This is a genomic window from Amycolatopsis sp. cmx-4-54 (assembly GCF_046548895.1).
Classification (GTDB): Bacteria; Actinomycetota; Actinomycetes; order Mycobacteriales; family Pseudonocardiaceae; genus Amycolatopsis.
This window is the reverse complement of record NZ_JAEBEJ010000015.1, coordinates 91,358-109,891: the sequence shown is the minus strand read 5'-3', so window position 1 is coordinate 109,891 and position 18,534 is coordinate 91,358. Positions and strand designations below refer to the sequence as shown.

The following is an 18,534-nucleotide window of genomic DNA, read 5'->3' as shown; positions in this document are numbered from 1 at the left end:
AGCACCTCGCCGAACTCAGCGTCGCCGACGGGACTGTAAAACGAGTGGGGTAACTCCCCCGATCATGGAGGTGCACCTGATGACCGACATGGTGTCCGGCGTGGAGAACGCTGAGGACTCGAAGCCCGTGACCGGTCTGGATGGCCAGCGGGCTGAAGCTGACCGTTGAGGGTGGGTGTTGCAGCAGTTGACCAAGCGGTTGTCGGAGTCCGCGCTCGAGGGTGAGATCACTGATCACCTGGGCTATGTCAAGCACGACCCGGCTGGCCGTGGGACCGGTGACTCGCGCAATGGCGTCCGTTCGAAGACCGTGCCGACTGATGTCGACCCGGTCGAGATCGACGCGCCGCGGGATCGGGGCGCGAGCTTTGAGCCAAGATCGTCGCGAAGCGGCAGAGGCGCCTTGGCGGTGTGGACGAGATGGTGATCTCCTTGGCAGCCGAGGGATTGACCACTGGGGAGATCTCCGCGCACCTGGCCGAGGTCTATGGCGCCGAGGTGTCGCGGCAGACCATTTCCACCATCACCGACAAGGTGGTCGAGGGCATGGTCGAGTGGCAGAACCGGCCGCTGGACGCGGGCTATCCACGTGAAGATCCGCGACGGAAAGGTGCCCAACCGGCCGACGGCGAGGATCACGGGGATCCCGCTCCCCCGGCCCGTGCCTCGGCGGCCGTGTACTCGACCCTGATCACGACCGACCGCTCGTTGGGCACGGTGAACTCGCTGTCGGGCACGACTTCCATCCGGCCCGCGACGTTGTGCAGGCGCCTGGTGACGTCGTCGATGCGGCCGGCGATTATCCGCTCGTTCCGCTCCGGGCTGCCGGTCTGGCTCGCCCGGCCGGTGATCCGCACCGGTTTCCGCCCGGAAACGATCAATTCACGCACCGGCGCCGGGAGGGACGCCCACCACTCGTTCACCCCCAGAATGCCGTCGTTTCCGGACCTGAACCTGCCCTCGGCGGAATAGAAGACGGTCTTCATCTTCGTGATCTTCGGCGGGATCCGCACCCGGATGTTGACCGCGAAGCTGCACGTGACCGAGGTGGTGCCGCTCACCGTCACTCCGACCGCGTGCGAATTGGCCTCGCTCACCGCGTAGCTGCCGCCCGTGGTCACCGATCCCCCCACTCCGCCCGGGCTGGCGGCTCCGGTCCCCGATCCGGTGAGCGTGGTGGTCGTCGTCCTCGTTCCGGTGTCCGTCGTGGTGGTGGACTGGAGCGCCCGGAAGACGACGCTGACCGTCAGAGTGCCGGAATTCTCGCCGTCTCGTGGAGTGATGGTCGGAACCCCTTCGAGGTACCCGGCGGCACCGATCGTGCCGCCGGGAGTGGTGTTGGTGAAGGCCACTCGGCCTTCCGGTGTCACCGTGAAGGGCGCCGAAACCCAATAGTCGATGGGACCACCACCGGCGTGGATGTGCCGTTCGTTCGTGCCGTAGAGCCGGCCGGGTTCCTGGACGATGCCGTGGTGGTGCCAATACCAGGGCAGCCGGAGCAGCACGGTTCCCGTCGCTCCGGGATCGACTTCGACCGTCTCCGTGGCGTTGCTGAGGAACCAGGCCGGATGACTGACCGAGCGGTTCCCGTCGGCGACGTCGACGGACGCGTTGGCGTTGACCATCACGCTGCTGTCGTTCGTCCCGCCCCAGCCGGGGAAGGTACCTCGCTTGTTGACGTCGCGCTGGACGGTGAGCCCGGGCTTCTTCGCCCCGAGATAGGCGGTGACGGCTTTGTTCCCGGCGAGGCGTTGCAGGTTCGCCACGTTCGCCACGCCCGGCAGCACACCGGGCGGGAGCTTGTCTTCCGTGGCCCGGGGACGAGCGCTCCGGTCGCGGGCCGGACCGGACGACCCGAGTCGTTGCCTGTCGACTTCGCGCTCATTCATGAATGCGACACCTCGCCAACGTGAATTGCCGGAGATCGAACTTCACGCACGTTCCCGCAGAACAGCACAATACCGTCACGCTGTTCGGGGCTCGCCGATCTGCCGGGGCGTCACAATGGGCACCATCGGCTTCCCTGTCGGGCAGACGCCACCCGGACGGGTCACTTTCAAGGGAACACTTGGCTGCCGAAGAACGGCCGGAAAAATCATGCCGCTCCGCGTTCGAGTCCTCTTGGACCACCATTGCGCGAGCCCGGACGGCCGGACGAACTGGACGCAGTCCGTGCCGCGCGGTTGCCAGAGCACGCGACAGGCGTAAGCCGCCGCCGAGCGGGCGTCCAAGGCTCGCGTGGATACAACCTGTCTGCCGTAAAATCCGGTGACGTCGGTGATCATCCCCTCGATACTGGCCGACGTGGACGAAGTCGAGATCGTCGTAGCCCATTCCGAGCGCGCGACCCTGCGTGTCGGTGACGTGTTCCTGAAGGTCGACACCGATGAGTCCCGCTCCGATGTCGAGGTGGCGGCGATGGGCATGGCGCCGATCCCGACCCCGCAGATCCTGTGGCGCAAGTCGCCTGTGCTTGCTCTCTCCGCCCTCCCCGGCACGGCCCTCGGCCGCCTCGGCGAGCCATCGGCCGCGTCGGCAGCGGCCTGGGCCTCGGCGGGTGCCGCCGTACGCGTGCTGCACGACGCGCCGCTGCCGCCATGGCCCGGTCGCAGCCCCGACGAGTTCGCATCGGAACTCGATCGCGAATGCGACTGGCTGGCCACGCAGGGCGTCCTTCCCGCCGACCTGATCGCGCGCAATCGTCAGATCGCCGAGGCGGCGCTACGGCCCTGGGCACCGGCGTTCATCCACGGTGACCTGCAGCTCACCCATGTATTCGTAGAGGGCGACGAGATCACCGGCGTGATCGACTGGTCCGAGGCGGCCCGGGGCGATGCCCTGTACGACCTCGCCACCTTGACCCTCGGACACGAAGAGCACCTGGCCGACGTCGTCGCCGGCTATGGCACCGAGGTCGACCTCGACGTCATCCGCGGCTGGTGGTCATTGCGAAGCCTGCTGGGAGTCCGCTGGCTGATCCAGCACGGTTTCGACCCGTCCTCGCCAGGCTGCGAGATCGACGTCCTCAGATCCCGAATGTGAGACCGCACGAGGCCGATAGCCACCTGGATCAGAAGTACTCGACCAGGAGCCGGTAGTACTAGGTCCGCCACGGGTACGCATCGGTCCTGTACAGGTCATTGCCAGGGTATCGGGGTCGAGCAGCACGTTCGGGCTTGATGGCGCCTGGAGTGCGCAGGCGCGGTGGAAGGTCAGGTACGGCTGGAAGCTGCCTCCACGGGCCAACCGGCGAGTTCGCGCAGGGTGTCTTGCGCGGCGGTGTAAGCGTCGGCCTGGCCGGCCCGGTATTCAGCCGAACCTTCGGCGCTTTCCAGCACGGCACGTTCCGCGGTGGCGAGAAGGGCCAGCAATTCGGTGACATCCACTTGGGCTTGGCCCATATTCGGTCCGGTCATGGCCATGAGTGTGGCCCACCCCGGACTGCCTGGACGGTGAGGGTGGGGTGATGCCTACGACCCCGCCGCGATCGCTACTCTTCTGCGACGGAAAACGGAAAGACTCAGCGACAGGGGTTCGCTGTGCCGTTCGTGAAGGAATTGGGACATTGATTGTCCGATCCCTTCATGAACAAGCCCGGCTACGGCTTACGGGCGACGACGGCGGCGATGCACTGCTCGACCTGGTTGAGCGGAGTGAGTTTGGGTCCGTCGGGCCACCAGTGGTCACATACGGCCAGGCCTGGGGCTTTGTCGGGGCCGGGCGGCATGATGTCGAGGCCGTCGACGAAGGACAGGATCTCGTCCGCGGTACGGAACCGGCCGGATCCCATGGGGCTGTGGATGAACAGCTCTTCCATTTTCTTGGCCAACTCACTCGACCGGGGGGTTTCCGGGTCGAAGAAGTGGGCGATCACGACGAACGAACCGGCAGGCAGTGCCTCGATGTATTCGCGCATGAGGTCGTCGGCGTTGTCGGCGGTGTAGTGGTGCAGGGTACCCACCTGCAGCAGCGCCAGCGGGCGGTCGAAGTCCAGATTCCCGCGGATTTCATCGTTGGCCAGCAGTTTGCCGGGCTGGAAGATGTCTTCGGCGACGAAATGGGTGTGGGGGTTGTCCTCCAGGATCGCCCGCCCGTGGGCGAGCACGACCGGGTCGTTGTCGACGTAGACCACCCGGGCGTCGGGAATGAGGCGCTGCGCGATCTGGTGGGTGTTCTCCGCCGTCGGCAGTCCGGAGCCGCAGTCGAGGAACTGGGTGATCCGGCCCTGCTGGGCGAGGAACCGGACGGCACGGGTGAGGAAATTACGGTTCGACCAGGCAAGATCGCGGACCTCGGGCGCCTTCGTGGCGACCTGCCGCAGCACCTCGCGGTCGATCTCGTAGTTGTCCTTGCCGCCGAGCGCCGCGTCGTACACGCGAGCGATACTCGCCCGGGTCGGATCGACCCCGACCGGAACCGAACTCGGCGCTGCGTACACGGATTCCGACACCTTCAGACCCCCTTGGGAACGGACGCGAGCCTTCTCCCACTGTAGCGAGTCGAACACCAGCGGCAACGCCGCCCGTCCGGCGGACCGAGGTTCTCGGCGCGTGCTGTCAGCTCTTCGCTCGCCGATGACCGCGGACGCGATGTCGGATTCCCTGTCGGCTGACCCGGCGGCGGGTCGGCGGATGGATAACGGCCCGGTAACCCCCGAACGGCATCGCGCACACCTGGCATGAGGTACACGGACGGGTTTCCGTAGGGGCTGCTTAAAGACGATCAAGGCGGGGTATCCCCGGCGCACCACCACTCTCAGCAAGGAGAATCATGCCCCCGAAACGTCAGCGCGAGCAGTCAACACCGGCCGAAGGCGAATCGAACGCGAGGACCGGCCGGTCGGGCGAGGGGCAGCGCGGGAACTACTTGACGACGGCTCAGGGGGTCCGGCTTCCGGACACCGACCACTCGCTGAAGGCGGGCCCGCGAGGACCGTCGCTCATGGAGGACTTCCATCTCCGCGAGAAGATCACCCACTTCGACCATGAACGCATCCCGGAGCGCGTGGTGCACGCACGCGGTGCGGCGGCACATGGCACCTTTCGCGCTTATGGCAACGCGGCGTCGGTGACCAAGGCCGGTTTTCTGGAGAAGGGTCGCGAGACCCCTGTCTTCGTGCGGTTCTCGACGGTGCTGGGCTCGCGGGGATCTGCGGACACCGTCCGGGACGTCCGCGGTTTCGCGGTGAAGTTCTACACGGCCGAGGGGAACTTCGATCTGGTCGGCAACAACATGCCGGTCTTCTTCATTCAGGACGGCATCAAGTTCCCCGACGTCATCCACGCGGGCAAGCCCCACCCGGACCGGGAGATCCCGCAGGCACAGACCGCGCACGACACCTTCTGGGACTTCGTTTCCCTCCACACCGAGGCGACGCACCACGTCATGTGGGCCATGTCCGACCGCGGGATCCCCCGGTCCTATCGGACCATGGAGGGCTTCGGAGTGCACACCTTCCGGCTGGTCAACGCCGACGGCGGGACCAGCCTGGTGAAGTTCCACTGGAAACCGGTGGCCGGTGTGCACTCACTGGTGTGGGAAGAGGCGCAGATCGCCGCCGGCGCCGATCCCGACTTCCACCGCCGGGACATGGCAGACGGCATCGATGCGGGGGCACCCCTGGAATACGAGCTCGGCCTTCAGGTCCTGCCGGATTCCGACGATGAGATGTTCGAGGGGATCGACCTGCTCGATCCGACCAAGATCGTCCCGGAAGAGCTCGCCGAGGTCCAGCTGGTCGGCAAGCTCACCCTGGACCGGAACCCGACCAACTACTTCGCCGAGACCGAACAGGTCGCCTTCCACACCGGCAACCTGGTGCCCGGCATCGAGGTGACCGACGACCCGCTGATGCAGGCGCGGCTGTTCTCCTATCTGGACACCCAGCTCACCCGGCTCGGCGGACCCAACTTCACCCAACTCCCGATCAACTGCCCGCACGTCGCCGTCAACGACAACCTGCGCGACGGGATGCATCAAACCCTCATCCACCACGGACAGGCCCCGTATCTCCCCAACAGCGTCGACGACGCGCTGCCGACGACGACCACGGAAGCCGAAGGCGCTTACGTCCACCGGCCCATCGAGGTCGCGGGTCCCAAGATCAGGGCCAACCCGGTGTCGTTCGACGATCACTTCTCGCAGGCCACACTCTTCTGGAAGAGCATGTCCCGGATCGAGAAGATCCACTTGATCGAAGCGTTCACGTTCGAGCTGGGAAAGTGCTTCGCCCAGTCGATCCAGGAACGTGTCCTCGAGTCACTCGCCCAGGTCGATGCCGAACTCTGCGCGGCGGTCGCTGCAGGACTCGGACTCGCCGCTCCGCTGGGCACCCCGGCCGAAGACGTCACTCCTTCCGCCGCGTTGTCGCAGATCCCGGCGGCGCCCGGCCCGATCGCGGGCCGCATCATCGGGGTGGTGGCGACGTCCGGCGCCGATCTCGGCGGGATCGGCAAACTCCGCCGGACCGTCGAGGCCCAGGGCGCGATCCTGCGGGTTCTCGCGCCGGTCGGCGGAACGCTGAAAAGGGGACGCGGACAACAGCCGGTGGCGAGGACGTTCCTCACCGCCCGATCCATCGAGTTCGACGCGGTGGTGGTCGCCGGCGGTACGGCCGGACTGCACGACATCAAGCTGACCATCCTGTTGCAGGAGATGTTCCGTCACTGCAAGGTCATCGGTGCTTGGGGTGACGGGCGCCAGGTGCTGACCGACGCCGGGATCGACGTCGACGCACCGGGAGTCGTGCTCGCCGACGAGGTCGCCAAACCGTTCTCCGCCGAGCTGGTGAGTTCCGTGGGGCTGCACCGCGTCTGGGAGCGGGCCGAACTGGTGATGAACGACTGAGGAATCGGACCTTGATGAAGACCCTGCTCGAACCGGCCGTACCGGAACCTTTGCCGGAGCCGAGAACCGTCGAGACCATCACCGCCATGGTGCGGTTGCTGATGCAGAACGGGGTCCTCGACCTGCCGCTCCCGGGTGGAGGCGATACGTGGGGCCGCTGGACGACGCTCGCCGGACTGGGGCGTCGCGACCTGGTGCTCGGCCGGCTCGCGGAGGGCCATACCGACGCCCTCGCGATTCTGGCCGAAGCCGGCCGGGAACCCGTTCCGGGCGCGCTGTACGGCGTCTGGGCCGCTCGTTCGGGTGGTACCGGTGCGGCCGTCGTGGGCGGCGCGCTCACCGGTACCGTCCGGTTCTGCTCCGGCGCTCAAGTCCTCGACCGTGCCCTGGTAGTGGCGGACTACGAGGACGGGCCACCTATCCTGCTGGAAGTCGGCCTGGACGAGCCGGGCGTCCAGGCACTGCCGGAGACGTGGCAGGCGATCGGGATGGACGCCTCCGACAGCGGTGACGTCCGGTTCGACGGGGTCCCGATGACCTCGGACCATATCGTCGGCGAGCCGGGCTGGTACGTGTCCCGGCCGGGGTTCAGCCTTGGCGGCGCGGGCGTCGCCGCGGTATGGCTCGGCGGCTGTGCGGCCGTCGTGGACTCGGTGACGGCGTACCTGCGCGCCCGCGGCGCGGCGGACGACCACCAGTACGCCCACCTCGGCGCGCTCCACACCGCGCTCCACCAGGCCGACGCGCTGCTCGTGCGGACGGCGGAAGTCGTCGACACCGAACAGGACGAGGACTTTCCCCTGCTGACCGGATTCTGCCGGGCCGCCGTCGAGCACGCGGCCCGGCAGGTCCTGGACATCGCACCGGAGATCACCGGGCCGACGGCACTCTGCCGCGATCGACGGCTGCCCCGCCAGCTGGCCGACCTGACGGTCTACGTGCGGCAGCATCACGGCGCTCGGGACCTCGCGGCCTTGGCCGTCGAACTTCTGAAAGACGGCCGACGGTGACCACGGGACCCTTCCACGCCGAAGCCGGCTGGCGTGGGCTGGAGTCGCTCCCGCTGTTCCCCGCCGAGGACGTCCGCCGCGTCTGCGTCGTCGCCGCACACCCGGATGACGAGACTCTGGGCGTATCCGGACTCATTCAGCGGCTGCACACCCGCGGAGCCGAGATCCGGCTGGTCGTCGCGACCGACGGGGAAGCCGCGTTCCCCGGCTCCTCGGCCGTCGACCGTCGGGCACTCGGTGCTCGCCGTCGCCTGGAGCTACTGGAAGCGTTGCGGTGTCAAGGAATGGAGGACGTCGAACCGGTATGGGCAGGTCTTCCCGACTCGGCGCTGACCGACAACGAGTCCGAACTGACCGACGTAGTCCGTGAAGTCGCCGCGGACAGCGAACTCTGCCTCGCTCCTTGGCCAGAAGACCCTCACCCGGACCATCGGGTGGCGGGCCGAGCCGTGTTCCGCGCCGCCCCCCTGGGCGCGCACCGATGGTCCTACCCGATCTGGCTGTGGCATATGGTGGCCCCGGACGATCCGGCCATCCCCTGGGCACGGGCCACGGAAGTCCGGCTCGACGACGCGAGCGCGGCGATCAAGGCGAAAGCCATCCAAACTTTCCAGTCGCAACTCGAGCCGGGCCCGACCGGGGAAGATCCGATCCTGACCCCGGAGATACTGGAACACTTCGCGCGTGACAGGGAGATCCTGTTCCACGAGCCGAGGATTACATCGACGCCGGTGAGCAGATTCGAGACGCTCTACCGCGAACCCGACCCGTGGACGATGGACAGCTGGTACGAACGTCGCAAAAGGACGGTCGCCCTGGCCGCTCTGCCACATGAGCGGTACGCCTTCGCGGTGGAACCCGCGTGTGGCACTGGAGCCCTGACACTGGACCTGGCCGACCGCTGCGACCAGGTCTACGCCTTCGACCCGGTGCCTGCCGCTCTCTCGGTCGCCCGAGAGCGCACGGCACATCTATCCACAGTGGACTTGGCCACAGGCACCCTGCCGGACGATATGCGAGGCCCGGCGGACCTGGTGGTACTGAGTGAAATCCTCTACTACCTGAGCGAAGCGGACCTGACGGCGACGCTGGACCGCACCGTGGCATCACTACGCCCGGGTGGTCAAGTACTCGCCGTGCACTGGCGCCCGCAAGCACCGGACGCACCCCACCACGGCTCCCAGGTCCACGAACGGCTGCGAACACACCCAGGCCTGCGGAGTCTGGTGACGCACAGCGAGACCGACTTCCTGGTCGATGTTCTGGCACGCCGTTGATCACGTCCGTGGGCGTGCTGATCCCGGCGCGTGACGAAGAAACCGATCTCCCGGCCTGCCTGCGCGCGCTGGCTGTCGCACTGCGCGAACTGCCTCCGCAGCTGGAACGGCGTGTCTGTGTGGTGGCCGACCGCTGCCGTGACGACACCGCCAAACTGGCCAGGGACGCGGGAGCGGAGGTTTTCCTCAACGCGCGCGACCTCCCGATCGGAGCGATCCGGGCACTGGGCGCACAGCACCTGCTTCGCGGGCTGGATCACCACGCGTCGGCCCGTACCGTGCTGTTGAGCACGGACGCGGACACCGTAGTCGACCAAGACTGGGCGGTCCGCCATGTCCGCAGGGCGGAAGCGGGCTGGGACGCCGTGGCCGGCACAGCGAAGCTGAAAACCGCGTTGGCGGCCAACGCACAATTACGCTATAAGGCATTGCTCGCGAACACACGAATTCCCGAGGGCCACGGGAGCGTCTACGGAGCCAACCTGTCGATCAGGGCGAGCGCCTACCACGCGGTCGGCGGTTTCCTCCCGATCCGGACCGCCGAAGACCACGACCTGTGGCGCCGTCTCGCCCATGCCGGATTCCGGTTGGCCTATGCCGAGGAAGCGAAAGTAATGACGAGCGCCCGGCTGAACGGCCGAGCACCGGACGGCCTCTCGACGCTGCTGCGTGCCCTTACCCGAGCCTCATGAACCTCCGCGACACCCCCGTCGACACCAGGAGCACTCGGCGGTCTTGCTCCCCGGGTAGGGCTGCCGACGTGGGGTGGCCGTGCACCCGGTCGTGGAGACGTCGAGCGAGGCTGGTGGTCGAACTGCAGAAGGCCGAGCGCCAGAAACCGGACCGGCACCCTTCACGCCGGGCAGTGCGGTGTTTCTGAAGCGGCCGCGTCGCTGCTACCAGAAGCCGAAGTCGAGCTAGCCGGCCTCGTTGCAAACCACGACCTCACGGTCGAGCATCGCGGCACGCTCGCAGCGCTGCGGCGGGCACGCCGGTCAGCTCGGCGAACTCGGCGGTGAGGTCGTTCCCGTTACGGCCGGTCAGCACCGTCGTGCCGTCGCCCGCTCCGCCTGTGTCCAGTCGGCCGCGCCGATCAGCCCCAGAGTTCCTGGATATGGGAGAAGATTCCCTGATTGTGGGCGAACTCGACGGTATTGCCGTCGGGGTCGGTCACCGCGGTGGTGTAACCGATGTCTTCGCCCATGTCCATCGGCTCCCAGCGAGGAGGACTGCCGATCTCGTGCGCCCGCGCCGCGATCCGATCGACGTCGGAACGGTCAGGCACTTCGATGCCGAGGTGTGCCCACGGCGCGAGGATCGGCATCTTCGCACCGCCGGACGGAACGCCGAAGCGCAGCCCCGCGTCCCCCAGGAATTGGCCGAGCACCAAGACGAATGGTGTCTCGACCTGTCCTTTGTTGGACAGCCACGCCACGCGCATGTTCTCGCCGTCCACCCGCCGGACCACGACCAGCGATGTCAACCGTTCGTAGAACTCGACCGACCGATCGAGTTCGCTGACCGGCAGGGCCACATGCGTCCATCGCGGCTCGTTCAGCACTGTCATCGCGTATCTCCTTGTTCGGGGGAAGGGGGAAGTGCCGTCGAATCCACCTCGCGGGGGTCACGGCTGCTCGAAGACGGGCGCGATGTCCGTCGTGGCGTCGGTATTCCACCTCCAGCGCGACGACAGCCACGTCGGGCTCGGGCTCCCACAAATCCAGGATTTCGTGCCGCACACCGGCGATGGACTGGTTGTAGGCGTGAGACGCCTCTTTCACCGCCTCGCGGCCGTGGATCGTCTCGGCGTTCCCGAATCGGAACGTCGATCGCCTCGAAACTCTCGGCCACGCGTTCTTGCATGGTCTGACTCATCTGCTGGGCCTCGGTTAGCTCGTCTGATGTGGTTCGAGCACGACAACGGCGCCCGCTTGGGTTCGCAAGAATTCCCGGCTCGATCATCCGGATGCCGGATTGTGGATGACGGTGCCAGGGTCATAGCGACGGGCGACCTCACTCAGGAGAGCCATCACCTCAGGGCTGAAGAAGCGCTCCGCGTCCCGGTCGCCGGCGTTGGCGAACGAGCGAAGGGTCCGCCCCGTCGCCACCTGTCGCACCGCGTCATGGACGCGCGCTTGCTCGATGGCCAGAGCGCTGAAGTCTTCCCCGCGGAAGATCAGGCCGACAGTCTCGAGGAGGAACTCACCTTCGACCCGGTTCATCGGCGTCGAGGTCGCGGCCGGCCGGGCCAGTGCTCCGCCGAGATGACGGATCTCGGTCAGCATCAACGGGCCGGAGTCCGGGCCGAGGTCGGTCAGCACGTCCAGCGCCGCGTCCGGCAGGTCGGTCAGCAATTCGGTGCGCGCACGAGTGGGCGCCGGGTCGGCGGGGACGCCGGCCACGTCGAGGTCGTCAGGTTTACGTGGCGCGAGAGTGTCGCTCAGCGGCTGGGCGAGGTCGAGCAGCGGACGCAGTAGCCGCCGCGCCTCCTCCTCTTCACCGAGATGGGCGACCGTCAGCGTGACCACGCGTGTCCCCCGCAGCGGCTCAGGCACCGGCGGCAGTGACGGAACCTGTTGTACCCCAAGGGTGGTGGTCATCTCGTCCGGCAGGGTCGACGTCCACGAGCGGAAGGCGCCGAACAGCTCGGGCGCGGATTCGGCGGACCAGATGAGCTGTCCCGCGCAGAGAACGGGAGCCGGGACGAGCTCGATCTCGATCTCCGTCACCACCCCCGGTGGTGTCCCTCCCCCACGCAGCGCCCACCACAGGTCCGGATACTGATCCCGGTCCACGCTGAGCCGCCGCCCGTCACCGGTCACCAGCTTGGCGGCCACCAGACGGTGCGCGGCGAGACCGTGGCGTCGGGCGAGGAGACCAAGTCCGCCGGTGAGCGTGTAGCCGGTCGCCCCGACACCGGGGGCGGAACCGGTCAAGCCACTGAGTCCATGCGGGGCGCAGGCTCGCTGCACATCCCGCCACGAGACGCCCGGCCCGAGACGAGCCCTCCGCCGGCTGGGGTCGACCGTCACCCCGCGCAGCGCACCCGTGCGCAAGAGGATCGCTCCGTCGAGGGAGTCGATCGCGCCGTGGCCGGTGGCCTGTACCGCTACCTGCCTGCCTTGCCTGGCCGCGAAGCCGATCGTGGCGGCGATGTCCTCGACGTCGGCGGCGACCACGACCGCGACCGGTCGTTGTTCCACCGTCAGACTCCATGGCCGGGTGGCGGACGCGAATCGTTGGTCACCCGGCTCGATGACGGCGCCCTGGACGGTTTCCCGCCAGCGAGCCGGTTCGTTGAGCACCATGTTCGTGATGCTGGCATCCGGACCGTACCGGCGGCATCCCGTGAACGCGGGATTCATGATCACCCCACCGTGGGGCACAGTTGCCCGCAGCACTCGGATGGCGGGGTTGCCGGCCCGGATTTCCACGAAGGGACCCTCGTGAACATCACCGACTCGGTAGCCCTGGTGAGCGGGGCCAACCGCGGCATGGGCAGGGTTTATGTGAGCGAACTCCTCGGCCGTGGCGCGGCCCGCGTCTACGCCGTGTGCCGCGACCCGCGAACCCTGGCTCCCGCTCACCTCGGCGACGAACGCGTCATCCCGGTCTCGCTCGACATCACCGATGCCCATGGTGTCGCCACGGCGGCGGCGAACGCGTCGGACGTGTCGTTGTTGATCAACAATGCCGGCAGCTCGTTCACCGAACCGGTGGTCTCCGGCGAACTCGACCGCGTCCGCCGAGAGTTCGAGACCCATGTGTTCGGCACACTGAACATGGTGCGCGCCTTCGCTCCCGTCCTTGCGGCGAACGGCGGCGGCGCGATTCTGACGATGCTTTCCGCACTCTCTTGGGTCGACTACTACGGCCTCGGTTCCTACACCGCCGCCAAGACCGCCCTTTGGGGCCTCAACACCACGATCCGGAACGAGCTGGCATCCCAACGGACACAGGTCGTCGGTCTGCACGTCGGCGCGACCGACACGGACATGACGGCCGGATACGACATGCCCAAGGTAGCGCCGGAAGAGGTGGTGGCCGCCGCGCTGGACGGCGTGGCGGCCGGGTCGCTGGAAGTGCTGTTCGGCACGGAAGCCGAAGAAGCGAAGAAGGCACTCGCCCGGACTCCGGAACAGCTTTATCCTGGCAGCGTGCCCGGCACCTGGTCGTGACTCGAAGGCTTCGTGGTCATCCCCGGTTCCCGGTCAGGACGGCGGAGAGTTCATTGCGGCTGTTGACCCCGAGCTTGTGGTAGATCGCCTTGAGGTGGTCCGACACGGTGTGACGGCTGATGAACAAGGCGTCGGCCAGTTCGAGGTTCGTCAGACCGTTGGTGACCAGCGCGGCGATTTCCCGCTCACGAGCGGAAAGCTGGTGGGCCCGCATCAACAGCGGGCGCAGATCGGTGTGCCGGGCGGGTTCGATCGTCACCGCCATGGCTCCCACCCCCAGTGGCGCGGACTCCGACAGCGAGGCGACACGGAGGACCAGCCAGGTCCCGTCATCGGCGCGAATACGCAGCCGTGGCGACGGGAGCGACGAACCGCCTGGAGTGGCACGAGCCGCGACGGCGTAAATGAAGCCGGGAAGCGCGTCTCCGTCGGGTGCGGCCGGTGGAAGCCGGGACAACCAGCGGTCCGCCGCGGGCGTCGACGCGACCAGGTCGAGCGCGCGATCGAGGATCACCGTTCCCGCCTCGTCGTCGCTAGACGGCCTGCCTGCCGGCTCGATCGTGCTGCGCCGCAGTCTGCGACCCAGGGTCGGCGCGATCTTCATCAGCGCTTCGACGTCGGCCGCGGTGAAGGGGCGACCTCCGTCGCGATAAAGGTGCAGCATCCCCCAGCACACGCCGTCAGCGGCGAGCGCGATGGACAGGCCGTCACGCAGCCCGCCGGGTTCGGCGATCTCCCACCAATACGACTCGCGGCGCGGCGCACCCTCGGCGTCCACGCGGGTAAAGGCGAATCCCCGGCCGGTCAACTCGGTGAACTCGCCCGACGACGCCCACGCTTCGTGCACCCTGCGCTGTTGCCGTCCGATGACCGGGTTGTCCGCCACGGTCCACGAGGGAACCCAAGTCAACGGGTCGATCAGATTCCAGCACATCGAGTCGAAGCCCACGATCCGGCGGAGGTCGGACACCGCCGGCCACTGGAAGTCCTCACACGTGGACCGTTGCTGCGCCAGCCGCTCGATCGCCGCGTACACGCTGTCGGCCGACCGTCTCATCGACACAGTCATCGGCCGGTCACCGTGCCCAGCATATCGTGCCACGGCTCAAGATCATCGATCCAGCGCGTGCCGATAAGCAGGTCGCCGCGAGCGCGGTCGACGGTCGTCGGGTCCATGGTCAGGATCGTTGTGGCAGGCAACAGTGTCACACCGGTGTCCGTCATCGCCGGAATCCCCTTCGTACGTTTGCATGGCACTTGGACGCCGCACCCGGTTCAGTGCACCTACTGACCGTCGACCGGGGCTCGATCGAGCACGTGCACACCGATCCGCTTGAGCTGGTGGTGGTCTTCGGTCCCCTTACGGGAGTCGGCCTGGCCGACGTTCAGGAAGTAGTCCTGGCTGTCCGCAGGGCTCAACAGGAGAGTCACGTCGCCGAGTCCGTCCATGCTCTGGAAGGTGTGGGGCACGTTGCGCGGCCCGTATACGACTCCCCCAGGACCGAGATCGAAGATTTCGGCGGTGGCGAGGGAGGACCCGCCGATCCAGAACCGGAAGGTGCCACCGTTGACGATCCAGATCTCGTCTTCGTTGGTGTGCACATGAAAGGGTGGCGCGGCATCGGCCGGAATCTCGCGCTGCCGGATCATGAGGAACTGCCCATCGGTCGTTTCGGACCGAAGGGGAAGCTCGAAGGTCGTGTTGTAGTACTCGATCTTCTCGACATTCTCCGGAGTGGAGAACGTCGGGATACCGTGAGCTCGGCTTTCGTTCGTTCCCATCGTTGGATTTCCTTCACTCTTGCGCCGGCCGCACGTCGGTCCGGAACTCGAAGCTTTCGATATTTAGCTGCCTGTGCAGACAGTTATATCACTTTTCCTCCCTCGGTGCTCTCGCTCCGCCGTGCGGCACGACAGCAGCCGAGGACTCGGCCTAGGGTGATGTCGTGACCGAAGGACGACTAAACGCACTCGAAGAGGAAGCATGGAGCGGCTTCCTGCGCACCCACGAGCGCTTATGGCGCCAGCTCGAAGCGGGCCTGTCGGCGGTGAACGTCAGTCTCGCCGAGTACGACGTACTGCTCGCGCTGGACGCAGCCGGCCCCGGGGGTCTACGTATGTCCGACCTCGCCGAGCGCCGGCTGATGTCGACAGGTGGCTTCACCCGGCTGGCGGACCGATTGGAACGGCGCTCTCTGATCGAGCGGCGCCGATCCGCGGTGGACGGTCGAAGCCTGGACGCCGTGCTGACCGACGAAGGGCGCACACTGCTGCGGCAGGCCCGGCGGCAGCACCACAGCGATTTGCGCACGCACTTCTTCGAGCGGCTGAAGACCGATGATCTGCGACAACTCGCGGACATCTGGAGACGGCTCGGTCCCGATTCCGCCACCGGGAACTGCTGACCCGCGCGGCGTCGAGGGTGTCGACGGCAACATCGCAATGATCACCGGGCTCACGATCACCAGCGCGGTGGGACGATGGAGCGAGGTAGTGGACCGAGACGGGCGGCAGCTGCCTGAAGGCCCTCGACCAGGTCTCGCGGGTCGTCCACCAGCGCGCCACCGCGTACGACCGGACGCCCGGCCCGGTAGACCGCGTCGATGTGGCGGCGGTCCATCTGCAACACAACAGCGCCGGCCGGGTCGAGCACCGGCGTGACGTCAAGGTCGTCAGCCCGTAGAACGACCAGATCGGCGCACTTGCCGGGCGTCAAGGTTCCCGTGTCGGCCTCGAGACCCAACGCCGCCGCACCATCCCCTCTCAGCACAAGATGAGAATCCCGTCCGCCTTGTCGTGTGCTGCCGCCGGCAGGTCGCCCCAGTTACCGGGGAGGGATTCCCAGATCACGTCCCAGTAGCCCACCCAGTCCAGCAGAAGCACGGTGTGCGTCGACTTGTTGTCGATCGACGCGATCTTGTCGATGGCGGGGGAACCCGCCAATTTGTACAGACCACAGGCGTTCTGCTGGAAAACCATGTTCCCGCCGGTGAGCCAGTCGTACCCGCAGAAGTAGTTCGCCGTACACGAGTCGTAGTGCTGAACGCCTGCCTCGGATCCGGCCCGTGCTTCGGCCGCGGATGCCACCCCGGCTCCGGCGCTGGCCGTGAGAACGAGAATCGCGCTGATCACGATGCCTGCCGCAGCGCGCACTTTTCTGGATTTCAAGTTGTCCTCCCAATCGGAATCGCCTGCCACGGCGGGAGCCCTCAGTGGGCAGGTCTTGCCTTCGAACCCCCGTGGTGACGTCATAGTGCACCGAAGACTTTGAGGAAACCTTGAATGAACTTTGCAGCGCGAACTGAGGCGCGGTGGCTTGCGGCTTCGAGATGCCGTCGTGCTTCGCTCTCGTTTCCCTCGGAATGGTGGCATCTGCCCAAGCCGCGGTGTGCACGGGCGCGTTCGTGCAGACGAGCGGTCCTGCGGGCTGTGCCGGTTTTGGCGGCACGTCGATGTACTAGTCTCCGTGTGTGATCGCTGTCTTGGCTGGAGTCATCGGTGCGCTGCTCGGTTTCTCGGGTGCCCTGCTCGGGGCTTGGATCAAGAGCAGGGGTGAGCAGCAGAGGTGGTTGCGCGATCAGAAACTGACCGGTGCCGCCGAGTTGGTCAGCGCGGGCACGAACATCTTCGAACTTCGCAGCGGCAGCAAAGACTGGCTCGAATCATTCGAACCAAGCGAGCTGCGTGAATGGCAGACCCGATTGCAGAAAGGCCGCGCGGCCATCCACCTGCTGTGCGGTCAGGAGACCCGTGATCACGCGGACTCCTTCGCCAAGTCATGCTGGCGCGCGAAAACAGGTGACCGGGAGCACAAAGACAAGACCATCGCGGCACTGCGCGCCTTCATCACGTCGCTCCGTAAGGAGATCGGAAGCGAGTAGCCGTCGATCCTCGCGGATCAAGTATGCAGCGGCCCTGACGCCTTGGTCTGCTGATGGGGCAAACGCATGCGAATCTTGTGGTGGTTGTCTCCGTGACGGCTCACCTCACGAAAACCGTGCCGTTGGTAGAGAGCATAGGCACGCGTGTTGACGGCGAGGACCTCGAGGACCAGGTCCTGATCTCGTTGGGTTGCGATGTCTACGAGAGACTGAATGAGCTGGGTGCCGATGCCGCGTCCCTGGCAGTGGGGATGGAGTTCGATTCTCCCCAAGTAGATTTCGGTCGCGCGATATTCGACGACCAGAATTCCTGCGTCGATCCCGTCGACGGTGATGATCTGCCAACGGTCCGGCTGGAAGGCGCGTTCATGGTAGGTTCGTTGGGCTGTTTCGTCCCAGCCCCACACGGTCGTGACGTAGCCGCCCATGGCGGTCTTGTGGAGCTGGAAGCAGAACTCGCTGTCGGCCGGCGTTGCCTGGCGCAGGTCCACGGTGTCCATGCCGCGATTATCCCGGCAACGTCCAGCACATCGCCCAGACACACGTGCCGGACCTCGCAGTCGCCTACGTCGACAACGACGCCATCGCCGTCGCCCAAAGCAACGGCTGCTCCCGCGACGAGCCGGCCACCGTGGTCATCGACACCGACCTCGTCACCCGGACGAAGTCTCGACCACCCCGGCCGTCCGCGGCCGGCTCGACTTCACAACCCATCGCGGTACTCACGAACGGAGCCATCTCGCCGCGTCGCATCTCACCGATGAGACCGTGCCCCCGGAACTCCAGGCGCAGGTGCGTGCGTGCATCGAGACCTACCGCGACGGCTCCACTTCCTTGACCACGCGCGCCTCCGCCACCCTGAGGCGCTTGACGATCAACAAGAACCCCGCCCCAATGGTGACTTTTTCACCTGCGGGGCGCATCTTGCGCGAACCAGCCAGTCGCGGTTAGGTAGGATCAGAACCGGAATTTCACTGGGGGAATTCCGGTACTGGGGATTCCGGGGTACGTACCGATGATCGATCTGTCATGGGATCGCGGCGATTGCCACCACCTTCACTCCACGCGAGCCATCGATGGCCCGTCTGCCGGAGCGGCCTGCCGATCCACCACCGACACCCGCCGGATACGCGGCCACTGACGAAACCCGACCCCTTTCCCGGTGACTGACACGGTCACCGGGAAATCAGTGGCGTTCTCGCGACGAAGATTCGCAAGGCGTCGAATTCATCGCCGGATCCGGCCTCGATTCTGGATGCCGTTGCCACCGAAACCTTTCCCGGCACCGTCCGAGAAGGGTCCCCGTTAATTCAACCTGCACCGAAGCTGACTGGGGGCTTGG

General features: G+C 66.6%; 20 protein-coding genes and 1 pseudogene. 10 read left to right on the top strand and 11 right to left on the bottom strand.

Annotation, left to right across the window (positions count from 1 at the left end):
- Positions 1-175: 175 nt before the first annotated feature.
- Positions 176-652, top strand: a pseudogene (locus tag ACLJQ7_RS36675) (transposase); the annotation flags it as partial.
- Here ACLJQ7_RS36675 and ACLJQ7_RS36670 read toward each other — a convergent pair.
- A complete protein-coding gene (locus ACLJQ7_RS36670) occupies positions 636-1,889 on the bottom strand; it encodes a hypothetical protein (RefSeq protein ID WP_410652761.1) in 1,254 nt (417 codons plus the stop codon). The pseudogene ACLJQ7_RS36675 and the gene ACLJQ7_RS36670 sit on opposite strands and share 17 nt — an antisense overlap.
- Positions 1,890-2,304: 415 nt before the next feature.
- On the opposite strand from ACLJQ7_RS36670, the gene ACLJQ7_RS36665 reads away from it, so the two are divergent.
- On the top strand, positions 2,305-3,042 hold the full coding sequence (locus ACLJQ7_RS36665; protein WP_410652760.1) for a phosphotransferase family protein: 738 nt from the start codon (positions 2,305-2,307) through the stop codon (positions 3,040-3,042).
- A gap of 170 nt (positions 3,043-3,212) precedes the next feature.
- Here the strand turns inward: ACLJQ7_RS36665 and ACLJQ7_RS36660 are convergent, their stop codons facing one another.
- Entirely contained in the window at positions 3,213-3,416 is a 204-nt protein-coding gene (locus tag ACLJQ7_RS36660) for a hypothetical protein (RefSeq protein WP_410652759.1), read from the bottom strand.
- A 182-nt stretch (positions 3,417-3,598) separates the two neighbouring features.
- The gene (locus ACLJQ7_RS36655) at positions 3,599-4,438 is read right to left on the bottom strand and encodes an SAM-dependent methyltransferase (RefSeq protein WP_410652758.1); all 840 of its coding nucleotides are present in this window, start codon (positions 4,436-4,438) and stop codon (positions 3,599-3,601) included.
- Between the two features lie 332 nt (positions 4,439-4,770).
- Between ACLJQ7_RS36655 and ACLJQ7_RS36650 the strand changes: the two genes are divergently transcribed.
- From ACLJQ7_RS36650 to ACLJQ7_RS36635, 4 genes are read left to right on the top strand one after another with little or no spacing between them, the layout of a single operon-like run.
- Positions 4,771-6,846: a catalase gene (locus ACLJQ7_RS36650; protein WP_410652757.1), complete on the top strand. Its 2,076-nt coding sequence runs from the start codon at positions 4,771-4,773 to the stop codon at positions 6,844-6,846.
- 14 nt (positions 6,847-6,860) lie between these two features.
- Positions 6,861-7,856: an acyl-CoA dehydrogenase family protein gene (locus ACLJQ7_RS36645; RefSeq protein WP_410652756.1), complete on the top strand. Its 996-nt coding sequence runs from the start codon at positions 6,861-6,863 to the stop codon at positions 7,854-7,856.
- Entirely contained in the window at positions 7,853-9,133 is a 1,281-nt protein-coding gene (locus ACLJQ7_RS36640) for a PIG-L family deacetylase (protein WP_410652755.1), read from the top strand. The genes ACLJQ7_RS36645 and ACLJQ7_RS36640 overlap by 4 nt, the downstream gene beginning before the upstream one ends.
- Before the next feature lie 8 nt (positions 9,134-9,141).
- Entirely contained in the window at positions 9,142-9,825 is a 684-nt protein-coding gene (locus ACLJQ7_RS36635) for a glycosyltransferase (protein WP_410652754.1), read from the top strand.
- A 401-nt stretch (positions 9,826-10,226) separates the two neighbouring features.
- Here ACLJQ7_RS36635 and ACLJQ7_RS36630 read toward each other — a convergent pair whose 3' ends face one another.
- Both ACLJQ7_RS36630 and ACLJQ7_RS36625 read right to left on the bottom strand, forming a co-directional pair.
- Complete coding sequence (locus ACLJQ7_RS36630) at positions 10,227-10,700, bottom strand: VOC family protein (RefSeq protein ID WP_410652753.1); 474 nt, start codon at positions 10,698-10,700, stop codon at positions 10,227-10,229.
- A gap of 391 nt (positions 10,701-11,091) precedes the next feature.
- Complete coding sequence (locus ACLJQ7_RS36625; RefSeq protein WP_410652752.1) at positions 11,092-12,336, bottom strand: FAD-binding oxidoreductase; 1,245 nt, start codon at positions 12,334-12,336, stop codon at positions 11,092-11,094.
- A gap of 36 nt (positions 12,337-12,372) precedes the next feature.
- Here ACLJQ7_RS36625 and ACLJQ7_RS36620 point away from each other — a divergent pair, with 36 nt between their 5' ends.
- Positions 12,373-13,311, top strand: a complete 939-nt coding sequence (locus ACLJQ7_RS36620) for an SDR family oxidoreductase (protein ID WP_410652751.1) — start codon at positions 12,373-12,375, stop codon at positions 13,309-13,311.
- Positions 13,312-13,327: 16 nt separating this feature from the next.
- Here ACLJQ7_RS36620 and ACLJQ7_RS36615 read toward each other — a convergent pair whose 3' ends face one another.
- The 3 genes from ACLJQ7_RS36615 to ACLJQ7_RS36605 are packed head-to-tail and all read right to left on the bottom strand — an operon-like array spanning position 13,328 to position 15,093.
- A complete protein-coding gene (locus tag ACLJQ7_RS36615; protein ID WP_410652750.1) occupies positions 13,328-14,380 on the bottom strand; it encodes a LuxR C-terminal-related transcriptional regulator in 1,053 nt (350 codons plus the stop codon).
- Positions 14,377-14,535 (bottom strand): hypothetical protein, encoded by a 159-nt coding sequence (locus tag ACLJQ7_RS36610; RefSeq protein ID WP_410652749.1) that lies wholly within the window; start codon positions 14,533-14,535, stop codon positions 14,377-14,379. Before ACLJQ7_RS36610 ends, ACLJQ7_RS36615 begins: the two co-directional genes overlap by 4 nt.
- 60 nt (positions 14,536-14,595) lie before the next feature.
- On the bottom strand, positions 14,596-15,093 hold the full coding sequence (locus ACLJQ7_RS36605) for a cupin domain-containing protein (RefSeq protein ID WP_410652748.1): 498 nt from the start codon (positions 15,091-15,093) through the stop codon (positions 14,596-14,598).
- A gap of 164 nt (positions 15,094-15,257) precedes the next feature.
- Here ACLJQ7_RS36605 and ACLJQ7_RS36600 point away from each other — a divergent pair, with 164 nt between their 5' ends.
- A complete protein-coding gene (locus ACLJQ7_RS36600; RefSeq protein WP_410652747.1) occupies positions 15,258-15,716 on the top strand; it encodes a MarR family winged helix-turn-helix transcriptional regulator in 459 nt (152 codons plus the stop codon).
- A 56-nt stretch (positions 15,717-15,772) separates the two neighbouring features.
- Here ACLJQ7_RS36600 and ACLJQ7_RS36595 read toward each other — a convergent pair whose 3' ends face one another.
- Both ACLJQ7_RS36595 and ACLJQ7_RS36590 read right to left on the bottom strand, forming a co-directional pair.
- Entirely contained in the window at positions 15,773-16,081 is a 309-nt protein-coding gene (locus ACLJQ7_RS36595; RefSeq protein ID WP_410652746.1) for an amidohydrolase family protein, read from the bottom strand.
- Entirely contained in the window at positions 16,075-16,479 is a 405-nt protein-coding gene (locus ACLJQ7_RS36590) for a hypothetical protein (protein WP_410652745.1), read from the bottom strand. The genes ACLJQ7_RS36595 and ACLJQ7_RS36590 overlap by 7 nt, the downstream gene beginning before the upstream one ends.
- 302 nt (positions 16,480-16,781) lie before the next feature.
- Between ACLJQ7_RS36590 and ACLJQ7_RS36585 the strand changes: the two genes are divergently transcribed.
- Complete coding sequence (locus ACLJQ7_RS36585) at positions 16,782-17,192, top strand: hypothetical protein (RefSeq protein WP_410652744.1); 411 nt, start codon at positions 16,782-16,784, stop codon at positions 17,190-17,192.
- A gap of 17 nt (positions 17,193-17,209) precedes the next feature.
- On the opposite strand, the gene ACLJQ7_RS36580 is transcribed toward ACLJQ7_RS36585, so the two are convergent.
- Positions 17,210-17,692, bottom strand: coding sequence for a GNAT family N-acetyltransferase (locus tag ACLJQ7_RS36580; protein WP_410652743.1), 483 nt, complete (start codon positions 17,690-17,692; stop codon positions 17,210-17,212).
- 44 nt (positions 17,693-17,736) lie between these two features.
- Here ACLJQ7_RS36580 and ACLJQ7_RS36575 point away from each other — a divergent pair, with 44 nt between their 5' ends.
- On the top strand, positions 17,737-18,030 hold the full coding sequence (locus ACLJQ7_RS36575) for a hypothetical protein (protein WP_410652742.1): 294 nt from the start codon (positions 17,737-17,739) through the stop codon (positions 18,028-18,030).
- Positions 18,031-18,534 lie beyond the last annotated feature (504 nt).

Excerpts from the sequence above, each read along its gene's own strand:
- ACLJQ7_RS36670 (WP_410652761.1), bottom strand. The coding sequence starts at position 1,889 with ATGAATGAGCGCGAAGTCGACAGGCAACGACTCGGGTCGTCCGGTCCG.
- ACLJQ7_RS36660 (WP_410652759.1), bottom strand. The coding sequence starts at position 3,416 with ATGACCGGACCGAATATGGGCCAAGCCCAAGTGGATGTCACCGAATTG.
- ACLJQ7_RS36650 (WP_410652757.1), top strand. The coding sequence starts at position 4,771 with ATGCCCCCGAAACGTCAGCGCGAGCAGTCAACACCGGCCGAAGGCGAA.
- ACLJQ7_RS36645 (WP_410652756.1), top strand. The coding sequence starts at position 6,861 with ATGAAGACCCTGCTCGAACCGGCCGTACCGGAACCTTTGCCGGAGCCG.
- ACLJQ7_RS36630 (WP_410652753.1), bottom strand. The coding sequence starts at position 10,700 with ATGACAGTGCTGAACGAGCCGCGATGGACGCATGTGGCCCTGCCGGTC.
- ACLJQ7_RS36615 (WP_410652750.1), bottom strand. The coding sequence starts at position 14,380 with ATGACTGTGTCGATGAGACGGTCGGCCGACAGCGTGTACGCGGCGATC.
- ACLJQ7_RS36610 (WP_410652749.1), bottom strand. The coding sequence starts at position 14,535 with ATGACGGACACCGGTGTGACACTGTTGCCTGCCACAACGATCCTGACC.
- ACLJQ7_RS36605 (WP_410652748.1), bottom strand. The coding sequence starts at position 15,093 with ATGGGAACGAACGAAAGCCGAGCTCACGGTATCCCGACGTTCTCCACT.
- ACLJQ7_RS36580 (WP_410652743.1), bottom strand. The coding sequence starts at position 17,692 with ATGGACACCGTGGACCTGCGCCAGGCAACGCCGGCCGACAGCGAGTTC.